Raw genomic sequence first — 16,715 nt, 5'->3', positions numbered from 1 at the left:
TGACAAATAGTTAATGTCACGTTACCGACAACCGGGAGGCAGACATGTCACGATTGTTAAGAGGGCTTGCCGTCGCCATGATTGGCATGGGCGCACTCGCGATGGCTGTTCCGGACGCGGCGGCCGGCAAGAAATACCGCTACAAGAACAACGGTGCAAACTTTGCCGCCGGCGTGTTCACCGGCCTCGTGATCGGCGGCATTGTCGCAAACAGCGCCCGCCATGGCCGATACTACTGCTACAATGCCTATTGCAACGGCCGCTATTACAAGAGGCGCTACTATCCGAAACCCTATTACGGACCGCGCTATTACGGCCGCACCTACGGGCCGGTGCCCTACTACCGGCCGCAGCCGCGCCGCGTTTACGTGTCGCAGCCGCACATCAACTACTGCTATCGCAAGTACCGCTCCTACAGGGCCTATGACAATACGTTCCAGCCCTATCACGGTCCGCGCAAGCAGTGCCGGTCGCCTTACTATTGAGGGCATTGCAACCAACAAATCTGATTCAGTCACGGAGCGGCCGGCCGGCCGCTCTTTTGCATTGGCTCAACCACCCGGCGACACCCAAGGCCATGGTGCCGACCCATGAATAGGAAGTTCATCGTCTCGACGACCATCAACGGGCCGACGGAAGCCATCAGACGGTTCGATGCGCTGGCGGACTGGACGCTGATCGTTGTCGGCGACCATAAAACACCGCCGGACTACCACCTTGAGAGCGGCATTTACCTGTCGCCGGACGATCAGGAGAAATTGGCACCGGAGCTTTCCCGGCTGATCGGCTGGAACTGTATCCAGCGGCGGAACCTGGGCTTCGTGCTGGCGCTGGACGAAGGCGCCGATATCGTGGCCACCGTCGATGACGACAACATCCCTTACGATCACTGGGGGACCGGGCTTCTCGTCGGAAACACGGTCCCCATCAGGACCTACTTGACCGGCGATGGCTGTTTCGACCCCATCGGCGTCACGGAACACGCCCATCTGTGGCATCGCGGCTTCCCGCTCCAATTGCTCGCCGGCCGCGACTATACGCAATACGAGATCAGGGAAATCCGTGTCGATGTACAGGCGGACTTCTGGGACGGGGACCCGGATATCGATGCCGTCTGCCGCATGGAGCACGCACCGGACATTGCATTCGACGAACGCAGCTTCCCGTTCGCCGCCGATGCGACAAGCCCGTTTAACTCGCAGAACACGTTCCTGACAGCCGATGCGCTGAGGCGGTATTTCATGGTGCCCTTTGTCGGCAGGATGGACGACATCTGGGCGGCGTATCACCTGCAGTCGCTCGGCTATCGGGTCGCCTACGCGCGGTCTTCCGTGCGCCAGGAAAGAAACCCGCAGGATCTGACCCGCAACATGGTCGACGAGTTCATCGGCTATGAGCGCAATGCGGAGATGGTCGCCGCCATTGGCGCCGGAACCTATGATTTCCGGGACTTCTGGCCGGAGCAGGCCTGTCAGGCCTACGACGCCTATCTGCGGCGGGTGGATGCATGATTTCCATCATTATCGCCGGTCGAAACGACAATTACGGCGGCAATTTCGAGGAGCGCCTGTTTGCCACCACGCGCTACAATCTCGAGGCGCTGGAAGCGCGCGGGATAGAGGCGGAGCTCGTTTTCGTCGAGTGGAACCCCATACCCGGCAGGCCGCTGCTGTCGGAGGAGATCACGGCGGCCTTTCCCAACGCCCGCTGTATCATTGTCGAGCCGGCCATACACAAGCTTGTCAGCGGAAACCGCAACATCGAGCTGTTCGAGTACCACGCCAAAAATGCCGGTGCGGCGCGGGCGGCCGGGTCCTGGTTGTTGCTGACCAACCCCGACAACTATTTCGGAGACGATATTCTCGACTTTCTCCAGCGCGGCATGTACGACGCCAAGACCCTCTACCGGGCCGGCTGGATCGACGTCGAGGATGAGACCTTTGTCAATGACCCGCAACACAGCGACGCGCACGCTGACGACACCGAACCCTTCTGCTGCGCGTCCGGGGATTTCATCTTCTGCGCACGGTCCCTGTTTGAAGAGGTCGGCGGCTTTCGCGAGGATCTGACCTTCACCAACACCCACAAGGATTCCATCTTCTGCATGTCGGTCTTTGAGCGGACCGGCCGGACGCAAAAGATCGGCCACACCTATCACCTGCACCACGACCGGCCGGGCCAAAAAAAGCGGCGGGTGGAATTCGATTGGGGCCGGGTTGGCCGAACAAGGCAGGAAACATACGGCCTGGTGGACGGCAGCGTCATCGCGACGGCAGACCGGCGCATGACGGTATTGTCGCTGCCGGATCATCTGGCGCGCAAAGCGAAGAACCGCCGGCCGCCCGGTCCGAAGGTACCGAAGGCTTATCGGGCACCGCAACCACCGCTTCTTGTTCGGCAGGCACGGCGCCTGCGGCGGTTCATAAAGCGACGATACCGGAATTCGAAGGCCTGACCGGGCCGTATCGCAACACCCGATGGCCGGGAGGCAGACGGGGCGCCTTGCGCCCCGTCGGCTCGGTGAGGCTTAGTTGCGTTCCTTGTCGACCAGCGCGTTCGACTTGATCCACGGCATCATGCCGCGCAGCTTCTCGCCGACTTCCTCGATCTGGTGGGCGTCGTTGTTGCGGCGGATGCCCTTGAACCGCGCCGCACCGGCCCGGTATTCCTGCATCCACTCCGACGTGAATTTGCCGGTCTGGATATCAGTGAGGACACGCTTCATCTCGGCCTTGGTCTCGTCGGTGATGATGCGCGGACCCGAGACATACTCACCCCACTCGGCGGTGTTGGAAATCGAGTAGTTCATGTTGGCAATGCCGCCTTCGTAGATGAGGTCGACGATCAGCTTGACCTCGTGGAGGCACTCGAAATAGGCCATTTCGGGGGCGTGGCCCGCTTCGACCAGCGTCTCGAAACCGGCGCGGATCAGTTCGACCAGCCCGCCGCAAAGCACGACCTGCTCGCCGAACAGGTCCGTCTCGCACTCTTCCTTGAAGTTCGTCTCGATGATGCCGGAGCGGCCACCGCCGACACCGCACGCGTAGGACAGACCGAGGTCATGCGCGTTCCCGGAGGCGTCCTGGTGTACGGCGATGAGGCACGGAACCCCGCCGCCCTTCTGGTATTCGCCGCGCACCGTGTGGCCCGGTCCCTTCGGCGCAACCATCAGCACGTCGACCGTCGCCTTCGGCTCGATCAGGCCGAAATGGACGTTGAGGCCATGGGCGAAGGCGATCGCCGCGCCGTCGCGGATGTTACCGGCGATGTGCTCGCGGTAGATGTCGGCCTGCAGTTCGTCGGGCGTTGCCATCATCATCAGGTCTGCCCAGGCGGCCGCGTCGGCAACCGACTTGACCTCGAAACCGTCGGCTTCGGCCTTCTTGGCCGTTGCCGAGCCCTCGCGCAGGGCGATGGCAATATCGGGTACGCCCGAATCCTTCAGGTTGAGCGCATGGGCGCGGCCCTGGCTGCCGTAGCCGATTATGGCGACCTTCTTGGATTTGATGAGATTGAGATCGGCATCGCGATCATAGTAGACACGCATGACTGGTTCCTTTCCTAGGCACGTTCATTTCCATTGATTGTCAGGGCGTTTCGGCCCCCGTTCCGTAAAGCGTGAAAAACTGGTCGATGGCGGATTTCGCCTGAGCGCTGATGTCTGCTTCCTCTGGCAACAGAGTGTCGCCGAGAAGCTGGCGCACGTGGAAATCGCGGATCACCAGCCCGTATAGCGTCCTGAACGCCGCATCGCGGCTGTCGAAGCGAATGAAACCGCGTTGTCGCCCCGCCTCGAGCAGCACCCCTGCCCGCTGGCCGATCATGCGCCGGCCGCGTTCCAGCACCAGCCTCCCGAGATGGGCGTCGTCGCGGCTGGCCTGGCCGATGGCGAGGCGGTTGAGCGCCAGCGAAACGTCGCCGGACAGGACCGTCAGCAGGTCGCTGGCGAACTGTTCAAGGTGTTCGCGAAACGCCGCGGCCGTCTCCGGCAACGGCCCCGTCCCCGGCACCCGGACCTTGCTGGCCTGGTAGGTAATGATGGCGGCGAGCAGACCGTCGCGGTCGCCGAACCATTTGTAGAGGCTCTCCTTCGAGCAATTCGCCGCCCGCGCGATGCGGGCCGTCGTCAGCGCGCCGCCGCCGCCCTCGACCAGCAGGCGAAGTGCCGTTTCCAGCACCGCGTTCTGGCGGGGCGTGAACACCGCCAAGCTGTCTTTTTCCGCTTCTGTGAGCACTGTCTGGGCCACGTGTTTCGCTGCGTATCAGATGCGTACCGTACCGTACGGTTCGGCTTTTTATTGCAAAGCGACACTGCCGTCAAGGGGCCAATGGGGGATGGCTGAAGACAGGTTAGATATCGTGCCCGCAGGCGCTCAGGAAGCGTTTGACGGTTTCGGTCATGCCGTATTGCAGCGCGTCCGCGGTGAGGCCGTGCCCGATCGAAACCTCGAGCAGCGCCGGCATATGCTGCTTGAGCGCCGGAAGGTTCGCCACCGTCAGGTCGTGGCCGGCGTTGATGCCAAGCCCGAGCCCTTCGGCGGCTTCGGCGCTGCGCTGCAGATTTTCGAGCTCCACCGCCGCCGCCTTCGGATCATCGTAGCAGCCGCCGTAGGGACCGGTGTAGAACTCCACCCTGTCCGTGCCGGTCTCGGCTGCAGCGGCTAGCGCGTCCCTGTCGCCGTCTGCGTCGGCGAAAAGCGAAACGCGGATACCCTGTTTCTTCAACCGCGCCACGACCGGCTTGAGAAGTTCCCGGTTGCGCCTGAAATCCCAGCCGTGATCCGACGTCGCCTGGGCAGGATCGTCCGGCACCAGCGTTGCCTGGTCGGGCTGGTTGGCCTCGACGAGTTGCAGGAACGCTTCGGTGGGATACCCTTCGATATTGAATTCGGCCTGCGGAAATTCGTCGTCGATCAGGGCGCGGATTTCCGGAAGGTCGCTGCGCCTGATATGCCGCTCGTCCGGGCGCGGATGGACGGTCAGCCCGTGCGCGCCCGCGATGAGCGCCTGCGCGCCCAGCCCGGTTACGCTCGGCCACGGCAGGTCGCGCCGGTTGCGAAGCTGCGCAATGGCATTGAGGTTGACCGACAATTTGGTAACGGCGGGCTCCGTCATGCAGGATTTTCCGAAAAACTGTGTCCGTAAGCCGCAATACCTAACGCACGGCCGTCCGGCAATCACGAACCAATTTAAACAGTTAACGCCAAACCAGTGGAATCGTCCGATTGCATCGGTTGCCGGCCATGCCTACATGGGGAGCGTACTTCATCGCATTTTGGAGGCCGACATGACGTCCCCACTCAAGCATCCCGCCCTGACGCAGCTCAAGACCGAGCGTGACGACGTCTATGCCTTTGAAATCGACGGGCACCTCACGAAAGAGGAAATCGAGCGAGTCTATCAAACCCTCGAGGAGGCGTACGAAAAGCACGACAAGATCAGCCTGTTGATGCGCATCGGCCGCTACGACGGATTCGACTGGGACACGCTGCTCTCCGACACCGCCTATGTCGGCAAGCTCCATGCCTTCAGGCACATTCGGCGCTACGCCCTGGTCGGCGGACCGTCCTGGGCGGCGGGCGCGACCCGGTTCCTCAGCCCGTTGTTCCGCATGGAGGTCAGGCACTTCGAACTCGCGGACGAGACCGAGGCCTGGCAGTGGATCTATGGAAATCCCGAGACCGAACCGGCCAAGGATTAGGGCAGATCTCGAGCCGGGCAACCGGTTCAACGCACGATCGTCAGTTCCTCGGCGGCGCGCGTGATCGCGGTGTAAAGCCAGCGCTCGCGTGAATCGCGGAACGCATAGCTCTCGTCGAACAGCACGATCCTGTCCCATTGGGAACCCTGCGCCTTGTGCACCGTCAGCGCGTAGCCATAGTCGAAATCGTCGTAGCGCCGCCGCGTCTGCCACGGCACCTCGGCGTCCGGATCCTCGAAGGCCTGCTTCAGGAGCTTGATCTTCGCCGCGCCGCGATTCATGTCGTCGTCTTCGGGTTTCACAATCAGGTTGATACCCGGCTTGACGGTCTCGCGCGACGACGTCATGACCTGCCACAGCGAGCCGTTGAGCAGGCCCTTGGCCGGATCGTTGCGCAGGCACACCAGCTTGTCGCCGGCCTGCGGGTATTTCGCGTCGAAACCCTTGAGCTCGCGCAGGCGCTGGTTGTAGCGCCGCCGTGTGCGGTTGATGCCGAGCAGCACCTGGTCGGCGTCGAGGACGAGTTCGGTGGTAACGTCGGACTTGGTGATCACCCGCGCCGTCCCCCAGTCGCCGTAGCCGATGTCGATTCCCTCGCGAACCCGCATCGCCAGATCGATGATCGGATTGTCCCGCGCCTGCCTGTGAATATCGGTCAGGAGGTAGTCCGGCTCATGCTCGGTAAAGAACCCGCCGCCCGACACCGGCGGCAACTGCCCCGGATCGCCCAGCACCAGGATCGGCGTTCCGAAACTCATCAGGTCACGTCCCAGTTCCTCGTCGACCATGGAGCATTCGTCGACGATCACCAGGGACGCCTTGGCGATCGGGCTCTGCCGGTTGAGCGAGAACATGGGTGCGACCGAGGTCTTGCCGGTCTCTTCGTCCTCGACCGTTTCCTCCCCGCGCGGCCGGTAGATCAGCGAGTGGATCGTCTTGGCGTTGCTGGCGCCCTTGCTGCGCAGCACCTGTGCCGCCTTGCCGGTAAATGCCGCGAACTGGACATCGCCGTCCACCTGTTCGGCAAAGTGCCGCGCCAGCGTTGTCTTGCCGGTTCCGGCATAGCCGAACAGCCGGAACAGGGGGCTTTGCCCCTCCCCCAGCCACCGGGCGACGGCTTGCAGCGCTTCATCCTGCTGTCGCGAGAATTCCATGCCTTCAACTGGCAGGATTCGCCCGCTCAGAGCAAGAACAAACTGTGATCATGCTTCGCGGTCGTACCAGACCATCTGCTGCGAAGCGGCAACAAGATTGCCTTGCGTTGAATAGAAGCTGGTGTGCTGATCGAAAAAGCCGCCGACGGAACGTTCGCAGCGCGCATCGGCCAGCAGGTGATCGCCGCCAATCTCCTCCAGTTCCGCCATCGGCGCGTGGAAATAGATCGTCATGGTGATCGTCGAGATGTTGGACGGCCGGCCGGTGGCCAGGAACAGCCGCGGAAACGGACTGTCGCAGAGCGCCGTCAGCGAAACGTGGTCGAGCGGCCGCTGATCGGCCTCGCGCACCCAGGTCAGCGAATGCGCATCGGGTGTTATCTCGCCCATTTTGCCCTTGATCACACGCGTCTCGTAAAGATGCGCCCATTTGACCGGCAGCACCTCGGTGCGGAACCGCTCGACCGCCTGCGGCGGCGGGACATCCGGCATTTTCTGCGTTGAGAACACCAGCGTCTCGCGATGCGGGGCAAGGGTCACCATTGCGCGCGCGCACGGCGTTCCGTCGGGGTTTTCCATGTCAACGCGCCAGAATGCGGCCGTCCGCCCGGCGCGGTCGCAACGGCGTCTCAGGATGATCTCGCCCTCAGCCGGTGCTTTCATGAAATCGATCGTCAATGCGACCGGCTCGAACCGCGCGTCGCTGCGGTCGGCAATCACCGCCTTGATCATCAGCGCCGCGATCCAGCCGCCATAGGGTCCGATCAGGTTCCAGTAGCGCTGGTCCGTTTGGCTTTTGAAGACATCGTCGGAGATGCGTTCGAGGCCGAGCGTTTCGTCGAGCGTGTAGGTCATTTGCGTTCCTGGGTGATAGCTGGATCCCGATCGCCGATACCGGATCTTCAGGAGGTCAGCGGATCGTTTTCGAGGAGAATGGGTTTGCCGTGCGGCGTGGCATGGGCCGCGCGCGACCATGATTCGGCCAGCGCGTCGATGTCGGCGCCTTCCGCGATCTGTTTTTCGCCGATGAGCGTTTCCAGCGCGCGGAGCCAGCAGGCATAATAATCGCTGCCGTCATCCGCAACGCCCGGTCGCTTCAGTTCTGCCGACAGCGCCTGCGCCCACTCGCCCCATTCGAAGAGCCCGCGTTCATGCAGGCCGACCACAAGTGCGAACGCCTGTGCCTGCCAGGGTTCGGCGAAGGGTGACGGGTCGGCGATTTCAGGCGGCAGCGGCCGGTCCGCGCCGCGATCAGGCCCGCTCAAGATAGCTCTCCCATGCATCGATCGAAACGGTCAGCGACGGATCGCCCTGCGGCCCCCAAAGATCGTCGCCGGTAAGGACCACCCGGTAAAGCCATTGCGGGTTCTCGCCCCGGCCGTGGGCGTTGTCGTCCGGAAAGACATAGGCGCCGGCGACCTCCTCGACGACACCCGTCTTGCCCTTGGCATAGCCCGGAACGCGCGTGTGTCCGGATGGGTGGATATTGCGGACCGTCACCCTGTCGCCGACGGCAAAGTGCGGGTCCGCATCGACCGGCCGGTCGCAAGGGCCGCCGCGCGCCAATGTCGCCGGCACATCGGCAGCCACCAGAGGCGGTCTGTCCATCACCGCTTTTTTAAGCGCGTGGCCGGACTGAAGCTCCTCCGCCGTGACACATCCGTGCCGCACGAGGAGCGTTTCGAGCGCCTTGATCCAGATCTCGTAATAGCTCGACGCATAATAGTCGGCCGGATGCAGGCTCTCGCGGGCATGCCTGCTTTCGTCGATGTTCCAGAGCCTGAGTGCACCCGAGCACAATGTGACGCCGAGCACGCGCTTTTCCCAGTCGGCGTGAAAGACCGGTTCGTCCGTTTCCGGCGCGACCGGGCCGAAACCCATTTCTCCGCCGAGATCGTGCGGTCCGTTCATTCCGGTGCCTCCGCAAGACCGGTCCCGATCATTGAATCGCGGCTCACCAGTGCGGCCAGCGCGTCTTCATCGAGACCGTCGGTGCCCGCCGGACGCATCGGCACCACCAGATAGCGCAGTTCAGCGGTCGAATCCCACACCCGGATGTTGACGTCCTTGTCGAGGCGCACGCCGAACTCTTCCAGGACGCCGCGCGGATCCATGACGGCGCGCGAACGGTAAGGCGGCGACTTGTACCAGACCGGCGGCAGTCCGAGCACACTCCACGGATAGCAGGAACACAGGGTGCACACGACGAGATTATGCGTCTGCGGCGTGTTGAAGACCGCGTGCATGTGCTCGCCCTGCCGGCCCGTAAAGCCGAGTGAGGCGATCGCCGCCGTAGCGTCCCTGGCCAGCCAGTCGGCGAATTCCGTGTCGCTCCAGGCCCTGGCCACGACCCGTGCGCCGTTCTGCGGCCCCACCCTGTTTTGGTAGGTATCGACAATGGCGTCGATCGCGGCCGGATCGATCAGGCCCTTTTCGCTCAGGATCGTTTCCAGTGCCCGCACGCGCGCCGTCATGGGATCGAGTTCGTTGTCGTGATCGTGGTCGTGCGAATTGGTCATCCTTGAACTTTATCGCATCTTACGTACAAGTAAATCGCCTGACGCATTTTTGTGAACACCGGCCTGGACCGGATTGTTTCATGGCTAGAGCATCATCGGAAAGAGCGTCGCGACAAGCAGGACGCCCATGGTCACGTTGAACCACTTCAGCCGCTGCGGGCTTGAAAGGGCGCGCCGCAGCACGGTTCCGAAACCCGCCCAAATCGATACGCTTGGAAAATTCACGAGGACGAAGGCCGCGGCGACGAACAGCACCGAAAGATGCGGATCCGCCGGATTGGCGAACAGCACCATGGCCGTCAGCGCCATCATCCAGGCTTTCGGGTTGACCCACTGAAAAGCGGCCGCCTGCGCCAGCGTGATCGGTCGCGAAACGGCCCGGTTCTCGGCGAGCGCCCGGCTTCCGGCGATCCTCCAGGCAAGATAAAGAAGGTAGCAGCCGCCGCCGATTTTCAGCAGAACGTGCAGGGTCGGCCAGCTCTGCAGCAGCGCCCCCAAACCGAATCCCACACCGAGAAGCAGCGAAGCGAAGCCCACCGCTATGCCGCACATATGGGGTATGGTCCGCACAAACCCGAAATTCGCGCCGGATGCCAGAAGCATGAAATTGTTCGGCCCCGGCGTGACCGATGTCACGAACGCAAAGGCAACGAGCGCCAGGAATGTGTCGACGGCCATGGTTTCTCCTCTTCAGGTCAGCAATGCTGACCTGAATTAGCTCCGTGAGCAACATCATGAATGCATGCCACCCATGCGCCATTCAGGCAGGATGGCCCTTCGATCTACATCCCGTCCGGACCGCGATTGAGTGCGGCGACACCGGTGCGGCAGACCTCGATCAGGCCGAGCGGCCGCATGATGGAAATGAACTGCTCGATCTTCGACACCCGGCCGGTGATTTCGAAAATGAAATGTTCGGTATTGGCATCGATTACCTGGGCGCGGAACGCGTCCGCCAGGCGCAGCGCCTCGACCCTGTGATCGCCCTCGCCTTTCACCTTGATCAGCGCGAGTTCCCGCTCCAGCGGCTTTTCATGCCCCTTCTCGCGCGCACGGATGGAAAGATCGACAACCCGGTGCACGGGGACGATCCGCTCAAGCTGGTGCTTGATCTGCTCCAGGACATGCGGCGTGCCGTTGGTGACGATGGTGATGCGCGACAGGTGCGCCTCGTGCTCGGTTTCCGAGACCGTCAGGCTTTCAATGTTATAGCCGCGGCCCGAAAACAGCCCGATGACCCGTGCGAGGACACCGGGTTCGTTGTCCACGAGCACCGAGAGCGTGCGGGTTTCGAGCTGCTCGGTCTCCTTGGCGATGAAATAGGCCGAGCCGGTTGGTTTGTGCTGCGCATTCATGAGGTCTTTTCCTCGACTGTCTGGAATTTTGGCTTCGGGTGCAGGCGCGCGACGGCGACACCCGACAAAATGATGGCAAGGGCGACGAAGGCGTTGAGCGACAGCCGCTCACCGAGTATCGCAGCACCCCAGAGAACCCCGGCGACGGGGACGAGCAGATTGATCTGGCCGAAAAAGCTGGCGCCCTGCCGGCCGATAATACGGAACATGAGCAATGAGGCCGCCGCGGTCGGGAAGATGCCCAAAAGCACCAGGCTGAACCATGCGGCGGCGGAGGGATTTGCACTCGGCAGCGGCTCGAAAAGAAGCGCCACGGGCGCTAGCATGACCAAGGACCAGGCGATGTTGATCGCAAACATCGGCCGCGGCTTGAGATGCAGAAGCCGCTTGGTGATCAGCGCGTTCACGGCATAGGACACGCCCGCCCCCATGATGGCCAGCTGGCGCCAGATATCGGCATCCGTCCGGTCGAAGATATCCGGCCAAAAAAGGACGACCAGCCCGCCAATACCGAGAAAGACACCAAGCAGTTTTGCAAGATTCATTTTCTCGTCTTGGGTGAAAAAATGCGCCAGCACGATCGTCATGAGCGGCATCAGCCCCATGAGAATGGCCGACAGGCCCGCTGTGATTTCCTGCAGACCCCAACTGATCAGCCCGAAGGGCAGCGCCAAGCCGAAAAATGCAGACGCCACGATAACCGCATGATCGGACCTTGATGCGTTGAGCGCCTGGCCGGACCTGATGGCGACAGCAGCGAGGATGACAACGGCAATGCCCTGGCGGATAGCGGTCAGCGTGATGGGCGGCAGTTCCGCAACCGCAACCCGCGTCAGCATGAAGCTGCCGCCCCAGATGACGGCAAGCAGGCACAGCATGCCGTAATCGGCCAAACCCGGATGTCTGCCGCTACTCATCCAACCTCGCGCGAGCGTTCCACCACCCGTACCTCATCTTGCTCTAGACCAGCGCCTTGCCCTTCTTGTCGATCGCGTTGGCCACGGCCTCGTCCGTCGCCTCGTCCGGCAACAGCATTTCATTGTGCGCCTTGCCGGACGGGATCATCGGGAAACAGTTGGCAAGGTTGGCGACGCGACAATCGAAGATCACCGGCTTGTCGACGGAGATCATCTCTGTGATCGCATCATCGAGCTCGCCCGGCTTTTCGGCACGCAGGCCGACGCAGCCATAGGCTTCGGCGAGCTTGACGAAATCCGGCATCGCCTCCGTATAGGAGTGCGACAGCCGGTTGCCGTGCAGCAATTGCTGCCACTGGCGAACCATGCCCATATACTGGTTGTTGAGGATGAAGATCTTGATCGGCGCCTCGTACTGCACCGCCGTCGACATCTCCTGGATGGTCATCTGCACGGATGCGTCGCCGGCGATATCGATGACGAGCGAATCCGGATGGGCGATCTGCACGCCCAGCGCCGCCGGCAGTCCATAGCCCATCGTGCCGAGCCCGCCGGAGGTCATCCACCGGTTCGGCTCCTCGAAACCGTAAAACTGCGCCGCCCACATCTGGTGCTGGCCGACCTCGGTGGTGATATAGGTGTCACGGTCCCTGGTCAGGTCGTAAAGCCGCTGCATGGCGTATTGCGGCATGATGACGTCCTTGTTCGGCGCGTAGGCGAGCGAATTGCGGGCGCGCCACTTGTCGATCTGCTCCCACCAGCCGGCCAGTGCCTTGTTCTCGGCGGGTGCCGACGAGGCGCGCCAAAGCCGCACCATGTCCTCGAGCACATGCCCGCAATCGCCGAGGATCGGGATGTCGACATGGACGTTCTTGTTGATCGAGGACGGATCGATATCGATATGGATCTTCTTCGAGTTGGGCGAGAACGCGTCAAGGCGGCCGGTGATGCGATCGTCGAACCGCGCACCGATACAGACCATGACGTCGCAGTCGTGCATCGCCATATTGGCTTCATAAGTGCCGTGCATGCCGAGCATGCCCATCCAGTTCTTGCCCGACGCCGGATAGGCGCCCAGCCCCATCAGGGTCGAAGTGATCGGGAAATTCGTCAACTGCACGAGCTCGCGAAGCAGGTGGCTGGCCTCCGAGCCGGAATTGATGACACCGCCGCCGGTGTAGATGATCGGTTTCTTGGCCTCGCTCATCAGCTTGACCGCTTCGCGGATGGAATCGAGATCGCCCTGAAGCTTCGGCTGATAGCTCTTGTGCTCGATAACCGGCGACGGCCCGACATACTCGCCCGTCGCGAACTGAACGTCTTTCGGAATATCGACGACGACGGGTCCTGGACGTCCGGTCTGGGCGACGCGGAACGCCTCGTGCAGGACACGCGGCAGGTCGCCGATCTCGCGCACCAGCCAATTGTGCTTCGTGCACGGCCGGGTGATACCGACCGTATCGCATTCCTGGAAGGCGTCCGAGCCGATCAGGGGCGTCGGCACCTGGCCGGAGATGCAGACCAGGGGAATGGAGTCCATCAGAGCGTCCTGGAGCGCTGTGACCACATTGGTCGCACCCGGGCCGGAGGTGACCAGCACGACGCCGACCTTTCCGGTCGAGCGGGCATAGCCCTCCGCCGCATGACCGGCGCCTTGTTCGTGGCGCACGAGGACGTGCACAATATCGTCCTGTTGAAACAGCTCGTCGTAAATCGGCAGAACGGCGCCGCCCGGATATCCGAATATGTCCTCGACACCATTGTCCTTGAGCGCCTGGACGACCATCTCGGCGCCTGTCATTTCCCTGCTACTGCCCGTCATTGTCCTTTTCCGCCTTACTCTCCCGCCTCCCTCGGATAGCGGGCACAAATGCACCAGTTTCCACGGCCATAAAAAAAGGCCCCTGTCGGAGCCTCGTTAAGCGCATGGGTGGCTGCCGCCGGATGGTTACACCATCCTGCCCATGCGCTTCATCACCACAATTAGTCCTGTCCTGATCATGCGCGGGACGTTAGCCGCAAAGAAACCGCGCGTCAATGCCGCGTACCCCGATTCGGCGCCGGGATCCGGCCCGCGGCACTGATTGGCGTCGACAACTCATTAACCTGCAAAGACAACGGGTTGTTAACACAAGTTACTTAAGCTTAACGCACTGGGGCCTGCTCAGATTGGACTTGATGGGTGTTCCGGGCAGTCTCCGCACGCTTAACTGTATGAAACGGGGCAGCATGAACAAGAGACCAGGAGTAGAGGAAAGGCGCGACGTTTCGTTTCCGTCCCGCGTCCTCGGCCATGTTGTAAGGTGCAATGGCGCACGCGCAACCATTTCCGCCCGTGTTCCGATCAACGAACACGCCTTGTCGGCGACACTGTCTGTCGGCCGGCTCATCTCGATCCGGGTGGGCCGAAACCGTGTCGTGGCGCTCGTTTTCAGCATCCAGAGTCCGGGCGAGATCTGGCTTGAAGATGAACCCAACACCATGCATTTCGAGGTCGAGCTCGTTGGCGAGATCCGTGGTGAGGGCGATGAGACAAGTTTCAGCGCAGGTATTTCCGATTATCCGACGCTTGGTGCCGTCGCACACCAGATCCGCACCACCGACCTGGATGCCATCTATTCGATCGACACCGCCAGTCCGGTTACCATCGGCCACTTGACGCAGAACTCGGAAATTCCGTCCTGCATTTCGGCCGATGCCCTTCTCGACCGCCACTTTGCTATCGTCGGAACCACCGGTGTTGGTAAATCGACAGCCGTTTCGCTGCTAGTCAACCGCATCGTCGATGTGTGTCCGGACCTGCGTGTGCTGGTGCTCGATCCGCACAACGAATTCGCGTCGGCCTTCAAGTCGCGGGCCCACCTTATCGAAACGGACACGCTCGACCTGCCGTTCTGGCTGTTCAGGCTCGAGGAGTTCGCGGAGGTGATCTTCCGCGGCCGTCCGACGGTCGCCGAAGAAGTCGACATGTTGCGCGATCTCATCGCGGAAGCGAAACGGAACTTCAAGGGCACGGCCGATGGCCGCCCGGTAACGCGCAAGGTGGATCGTTCCTCGATCACCTCCGACACGCCGGTCCCCTACCGCGTCGCAGATCTGCTGGCGCTGATCGACGAACGCATCGGACAGCTTGACGGGCGCGAGGAAAAACCGTTCTTGCGCAACCTCAAGCAGCGCATTGCCTCGGTGATCAACGATCCGCGCTTTCGCTTCATGTTCTCCACCAACACCATCATCGACAACCTGGCCGATGTAATCAGCGAGATCTTCCGCATCCCGGGCAACGGTCAGCCGATAACGTCGTTCCAGCTCTCCGGCATCCCGTCCGAGGTCGTCAATGCGGTGGCGTCGGTGCTGTGCCGCATGGCGTTCGAAATCGCGCTGTGGAGCAACGGGCAGATGCGCATCCTGGTGCTTTGCGAGGAAGCGCACCGCTACGTTCCGGCAGATGCCAGCCTCGGCTTCTTCCCCACCCGGCAGGCCGTGGCGCGTATCGCCAAGGAGGGCCGCAAATACGGCGTCAGTCTCGGCGTCATAACCCAGCGCCCCGGAGAACTCGATCCGACGATCCTGTCGCAGTGCTCGACGGTCTTCGCCATGCGCCTCGCCAACGACCGCGACCAGGAGATCATCCGCTCTGCGATCTCGAATTCGTCCAGCTCGACGATCAGCTTCCTGTCGTCGATCGGCAACGGCGAGGCCATCGCCTTCGGTGAGGCTGTCGCCGTGCCGATGCGCATGTGTTTCGAGCGCCTTCCGAAACACGAGTTGCCGAAAACCGTCAGCGGCCACGGAGCCAGTGCCATGGCGCGCGGCAGGGACGGCCAGCTCGATGTGCAGCACATCATTCAGAGCATGCGGCACACGGAAGTTCCGCTGGGCACCTCCGGCATGCCGCCGCAGGGCGGCGCGACGCTGCAGCCGCAGCTTGCCGATCTGGCGGATCTGGAAAAGGCGATCAGCGGGCCGGCGGCTCCGCTGTCGGACGCACCCGAGGAATTCGACGAACCGGCGCCGCAACCCTCGTCGCTCGGTTCCGTCCACGGCAACGATCTTCGCGATTCGCTGCTGAAGAAGTCGCCGCACCGCGCGACACTGCTGAAAAAGGCAGAAACGCCGCCTGCCGGCAAGTAACGGTCACACAACCGGTTCGGGCGCCAAAGGCGCCCGTTTCCATTTGCAGGACTAGGTCCGCCGCTCCCAGCCGTCATCGAGCTGGTTTCGAAACCAGGTCATCTGCCGCTTGGCATATTGCCGGGTGGCGATGCTGGCACGCTCGATCGCCTCATCGAGGGTAGCTTCTCCTGAAAGATAGGCGCCGATTTCGCGCACGCCGATCGCCTTCATGACCGGGAGATCGGGAGAAAGGCCGCTGGCGATCAGACGCCTGACCTCATCGATCGCGCCGCTCTCGACCATTGAGACGAACCGGTCGCGAATGCGCTGTCTGAGCACGTCGCGATCCGGCATCAGGACGATACGGCGGGCCTCCCCGGGCTCGATCAGCGCCTCTCCCCGGGCCCGCTGGTGCTGCAGAATGGATTGGCCGGAGGCCTCGAAGACCTCGAGTGCGCGGACAATCCTCTGACTGTCGGTGGGATCGAGCGTAGCAGCGGTCTCCGGATCGACAAGCTGCAATCGCGCATGCAGCGCCTCGGCGCCCTCGTTAAGCAGGCGCTCGCGCCAGTGCCGGCGCACCCCCTCGGGAATGGCCGGCATGTCGGAAAGGCCGCCCGTCAGGGCCCTGAAGTAAAGACCGGTGCCGCCGACGAAGACCTGGAGCCGCCCGGCAACGTCCGGCCGGTCGAGAAGCTGGCCGACGTCGCGGAGCCACTGCCCTGCCGAATAGCTCGTCGATGCCGGGACATGGCCGTAGAGGTGATGCGGAACCCGTTCCAGTTCCGGCTGCGTGGGTCGGGCGGTCAGGATCCTCAGCGTGTCGTAGACCTGCATCGAATCGGCATTGACAATCACGCCGCCGGCCGCCTCGGCCATTTTTACGGCCAGCGCGGACTTGCCGCTTGCTGTCGGTCCGGCTATCAGGACGGCACGCATCGTCTCTCCGGGAA

At 62.5% G+C, this 16,715-nt stretch carries 18 protein-coding genes; 5 read left to right on the top strand and 13 right to left on the bottom strand.

What is annotated here, in order from left to right:
• The first annotated feature begins 44 nt into the window (after positions 1-44).
• From E4M07_RS00745 to E4M07_RS00735, 3 genes are all read left to right on the top strand, one after another.
• Entirely contained in the window at positions 45-485 is a 441-nt protein-coding gene (locus E4M07_RS00745; protein WP_136656376.1) for a BA14K family protein, read from the top strand.
• 105 nt (positions 486-590) lie between these two features.
• The gene (locus E4M07_RS00740; RefSeq protein ID WP_136656375.1) at positions 591-1,511 is read left to right on the top strand and encodes a hypothetical protein; all 921 of its coding nucleotides are present in this window, start codon (positions 591-593) and stop codon (positions 1,509-1,511) included.
• Complete coding sequence (locus E4M07_RS00735; protein WP_136656374.1) at positions 1,508-2,455, top strand: hypothetical protein; 948 nt, start codon at positions 1,508-1,510, stop codon at positions 2,453-2,455. Before E4M07_RS00740 ends, E4M07_RS00735 begins: the two co-directional genes overlap by 4 nt.
• A 72-nt stretch (positions 2,456-2,527) precedes the next feature.
• Here the strand turns inward: E4M07_RS00735 and ilvC are convergent, their stop codons facing one another.
• The 3 genes from ilvC to E4M07_RS00720 all read right to left on the bottom strand — a co-directional run bounded on the left by ilvC (position 2,528) and on the right by E4M07_RS00720 (position 5,115).
• Positions 2,528-3,547: a ketol-acid reductoisomerase gene (ilvC, locus tag E4M07_RS00730; RefSeq protein ID WP_136656373.1), complete on the bottom strand. Its 1,020-nt coding sequence runs from the start codon at positions 3,545-3,547 to the stop codon at positions 2,528-2,530.
• 40 nt (positions 3,548-3,587) lie between these two features.
• Positions 3,588-4,208 carry a TetR/AcrR family transcriptional regulator gene (locus E4M07_RS00725; RefSeq protein WP_136656372.1) on the bottom strand — a complete coding sequence of 207 codons (621 nt, stop codon included), beginning with the start codon at positions 4,206-4,208 and terminating at the stop codon, positions 3,588-3,590.
• 142 nt (positions 4,209-4,350) lie between these two features.
• Complete coding sequence (locus E4M07_RS00720) at positions 4,351-5,115, bottom strand: pyridoxine 5'-phosphate synthase (protein ID WP_136656371.1); 765 nt, start codon at positions 5,113-5,115, stop codon at positions 4,351-4,353.
• A gap of 172 nt (positions 5,116-5,287) precedes the next feature.
• Between E4M07_RS00720 and E4M07_RS29000 the strand changes: the two genes are divergently transcribed.
• Complete coding sequence (locus tag E4M07_RS29000; RefSeq protein WP_169054042.1) at positions 5,288-5,701, top strand: STAS/SEC14 domain-containing protein; 414 nt, start codon at positions 5,288-5,290, stop codon at positions 5,699-5,701.
• Between the two features lie 26 nt (positions 5,702-5,727).
• On the opposite strand, the gene E4M07_RS00710 is transcribed toward E4M07_RS29000, so the two are convergent.
• From E4M07_RS00710 to E4M07_RS00670, 9 genes are all read right to left on the bottom strand, one after another.
• Positions 5,728-6,855 carry an ATP-dependent RecD-like DNA helicase gene (locus tag E4M07_RS00710; RefSeq protein WP_136656369.1) on the bottom strand — a complete coding sequence of 376 codons (1,128 nt, stop codon included), beginning with the start codon at positions 6,853-6,855 and terminating at the stop codon, positions 5,728-5,730.
• Positions 6,856-6,903: 48 nt separating this feature from the next.
• Positions 6,904-7,710 (bottom strand): thioesterase family protein, encoded by an 807-nt coding sequence (locus E4M07_RS00705; protein WP_169054041.1) that lies wholly within the window; start codon positions 7,708-7,710, stop codon positions 6,904-6,906.
• Positions 7,711-7,757: 47 nt separating this feature from the next.
• On the bottom strand, positions 7,758-8,120 hold the full coding sequence (locus E4M07_RS00700; RefSeq protein ID WP_246660330.1) for a nitrile hydratase accessory protein: 363 nt from the start codon (positions 8,118-8,120) through the stop codon (positions 7,758-7,760).
• A complete protein-coding gene (gene nthB, locus E4M07_RS00695) occupies positions 8,107-8,766 on the bottom strand; it encodes a nitrile hydratase subunit beta (RefSeq protein WP_136656366.1) in 660 nt (219 codons plus the stop codon). The genes E4M07_RS00700 and nthB overlap by 14 nt, the downstream gene beginning before the upstream one ends.
• A complete protein-coding gene (gene nthA, locus E4M07_RS00690) occupies positions 8,763-9,374 on the bottom strand; it encodes a nitrile hydratase subunit alpha (RefSeq protein WP_136656365.1) in 612 nt (203 codons plus the stop codon). The genes nthB and nthA overlap by 4 nt, the downstream gene beginning before the upstream one ends.
• An 84-nt stretch (positions 9,375-9,458) precedes the next feature.
• Entirely contained in the window at positions 9,459-10,052 is a 594-nt protein-coding gene (locus tag E4M07_RS00685) for a LysE family translocator (protein ID WP_136656364.1), read from the bottom strand.
• A 104-nt stretch (positions 10,053-10,156) separates the two neighbouring features.
• Positions 10,157-10,729: an acetolactate synthase small subunit gene (gene ilvN / locus E4M07_RS00680; protein WP_136656363.1), complete on the bottom strand. Its 573-nt coding sequence runs from the start codon at positions 10,727-10,729 to the stop codon at positions 10,157-10,159.
• Positions 10,726-11,646: a DMT family transporter gene (locus tag E4M07_RS00675; RefSeq protein ID WP_136656362.1), complete on the bottom strand. Its 921-nt coding sequence runs from the start codon at positions 11,644-11,646 to the stop codon at positions 10,726-10,728. Before E4M07_RS00675 ends, ilvN begins: the two co-directional genes overlap by 4 nt.
• 43 nt (positions 11,647-11,689) lie before the next feature.
• The gene (locus E4M07_RS00670) at positions 11,690-13,468 is read right to left on the bottom strand and encodes an acetolactate synthase 3 large subunit (protein ID WP_136656361.1); all 1,779 of its coding nucleotides are present in this window, start codon (positions 13,466-13,468) and stop codon (positions 11,690-11,692) included.
• A 407-nt stretch (positions 13,469-13,875) separates the two neighbouring features.
• On the opposite strand from E4M07_RS00670, the gene E4M07_RS00665 reads away from it, so the two are divergent.
• On the top strand, positions 13,876-15,780 hold the full coding sequence (locus E4M07_RS00665) for an ATP-binding protein (RefSeq protein WP_246660329.1): 1,905 nt from the start codon (positions 13,876-13,878) through the stop codon (positions 15,778-15,780).
• A gap of 51 nt (positions 15,781-15,831) precedes the next feature.
• Here E4M07_RS00665 and miaA read toward each other — a convergent pair whose 3' ends face one another.
• Positions 15,832-16,701, bottom strand: coding sequence for a tRNA (adenosine(37)-N6)-dimethylallyltransferase MiaA (miaA, locus tag E4M07_RS00660; protein ID WP_136656359.1), 870 nt, complete (start codon positions 16,699-16,701; stop codon positions 15,832-15,834).
• Positions 16,702-16,715 lie beyond the last annotated feature (14 nt).

The sequence above is a fragment of the Nitratireductor sp. XY-223 genome, assembly GCF_004959855.1.
GTDB lineage: Bacteria > Pseudomonadota > Alphaproteobacteria > Rhizobiales > Rhizobiaceae > Hoeflea_A.
This window is presented reverse-complemented; position numbering and strand designations above follow the sequence as displayed.

Coding starts and splice junctions, on each gene's coding strand:
- E4M07_RS00745 (WP_136656376.1), top strand. CDS start 45: ATGTCACGATTGTTAAGAGGGCTTGCCGTCGCCATGATTGGCATGGGC.
- E4M07_RS00710 (WP_136656369.1), bottom strand. CDS start 6,855: ATGGAATTCTCGCGACAGCAGGATGAAGCGCTGCAAGCCGTCGCCCGG.
- E4M07_RS29000 (WP_169054042.1), top strand. CDS start 5,288: ATGACGTCCCCACTCAAGCATCCCGCCCTGACGCAGCTCAAGACCGAG.
- ilvN (WP_136656363.1), bottom strand. CDS start 10,729: ATGAATGCGCAGCACAAACCAACCGGCTCGGCCTATTTCATCGCCAAG.
- E4M07_RS00705 (WP_169054041.1), bottom strand. CDS start 7,710: ATGACCTACACGCTCGACGAAACGCTCGGCCTCGAACGCATCTCCGAC.
- ilvC (WP_136656373.1), bottom strand. CDS start 3,547: ATGCGTGTCTACTATGATCGCGATGCCGATCTCAATCTCATCAAATCC.
- E4M07_RS00735 (WP_136656374.1), top strand. CDS start 1,508: ATGATTTCCATCATTATCGCCGGTCGAAACGACAATTACGGCGGCAAT.
- nthB (WP_136656366.1), bottom strand. CDS start 8,766: ATGAACGGACCGCACGATCTCGGCGGAGAAATGGGTTTCGGCCCGGTC.
- miaA (WP_136656359.1), bottom strand. CDS start 16,701: ATGCGTGCCGTCCTGATAGCCGGACCGACAGCAAGCGGCAAGTCCGCG.
- E4M07_RS00720 (WP_136656371.1), bottom strand. CDS start 5,115: ATGACGGAGCCCGCCGTTACCAAATTGTCGGTCAACCTCAATGCCATT.
- E4M07_RS00740 (WP_136656375.1), top strand. CDS start 591: ATGAATAGGAAGTTCATCGTCTCGACGACCATCAACGGGCCGACGGAA.
- E4M07_RS00670 (WP_136656361.1), bottom strand. CDS start 13,468: ATGACGGGCAGTAGCAGGGAAATGACAGGCGCCGAGATGGTCGTCCAG.
- nthA (WP_136656365.1), bottom strand. CDS start 9,374: ATGACCAATTCGCACGACCACGATCACGACAACGAACTCGATCCCATG.
- E4M07_RS00675 (WP_136656362.1), bottom strand. CDS start 11,646: ATGAGTAGCGGCAGACATCCGGGTTTGGCCGATTACGGCATGCTGTGC.
- E4M07_RS00665 (WP_246660329.1), top strand. CDS start 13,876: ATGAACAAGAGACCAGGAGTAGAGGAAAGGCGCGACGTTTCGTTTCCG.
- E4M07_RS00685 (WP_136656364.1), bottom strand. CDS start 10,052: ATGGCCGTCGACACATTCCTGGCGCTCGTTGCCTTTGCGTTCGTGACA.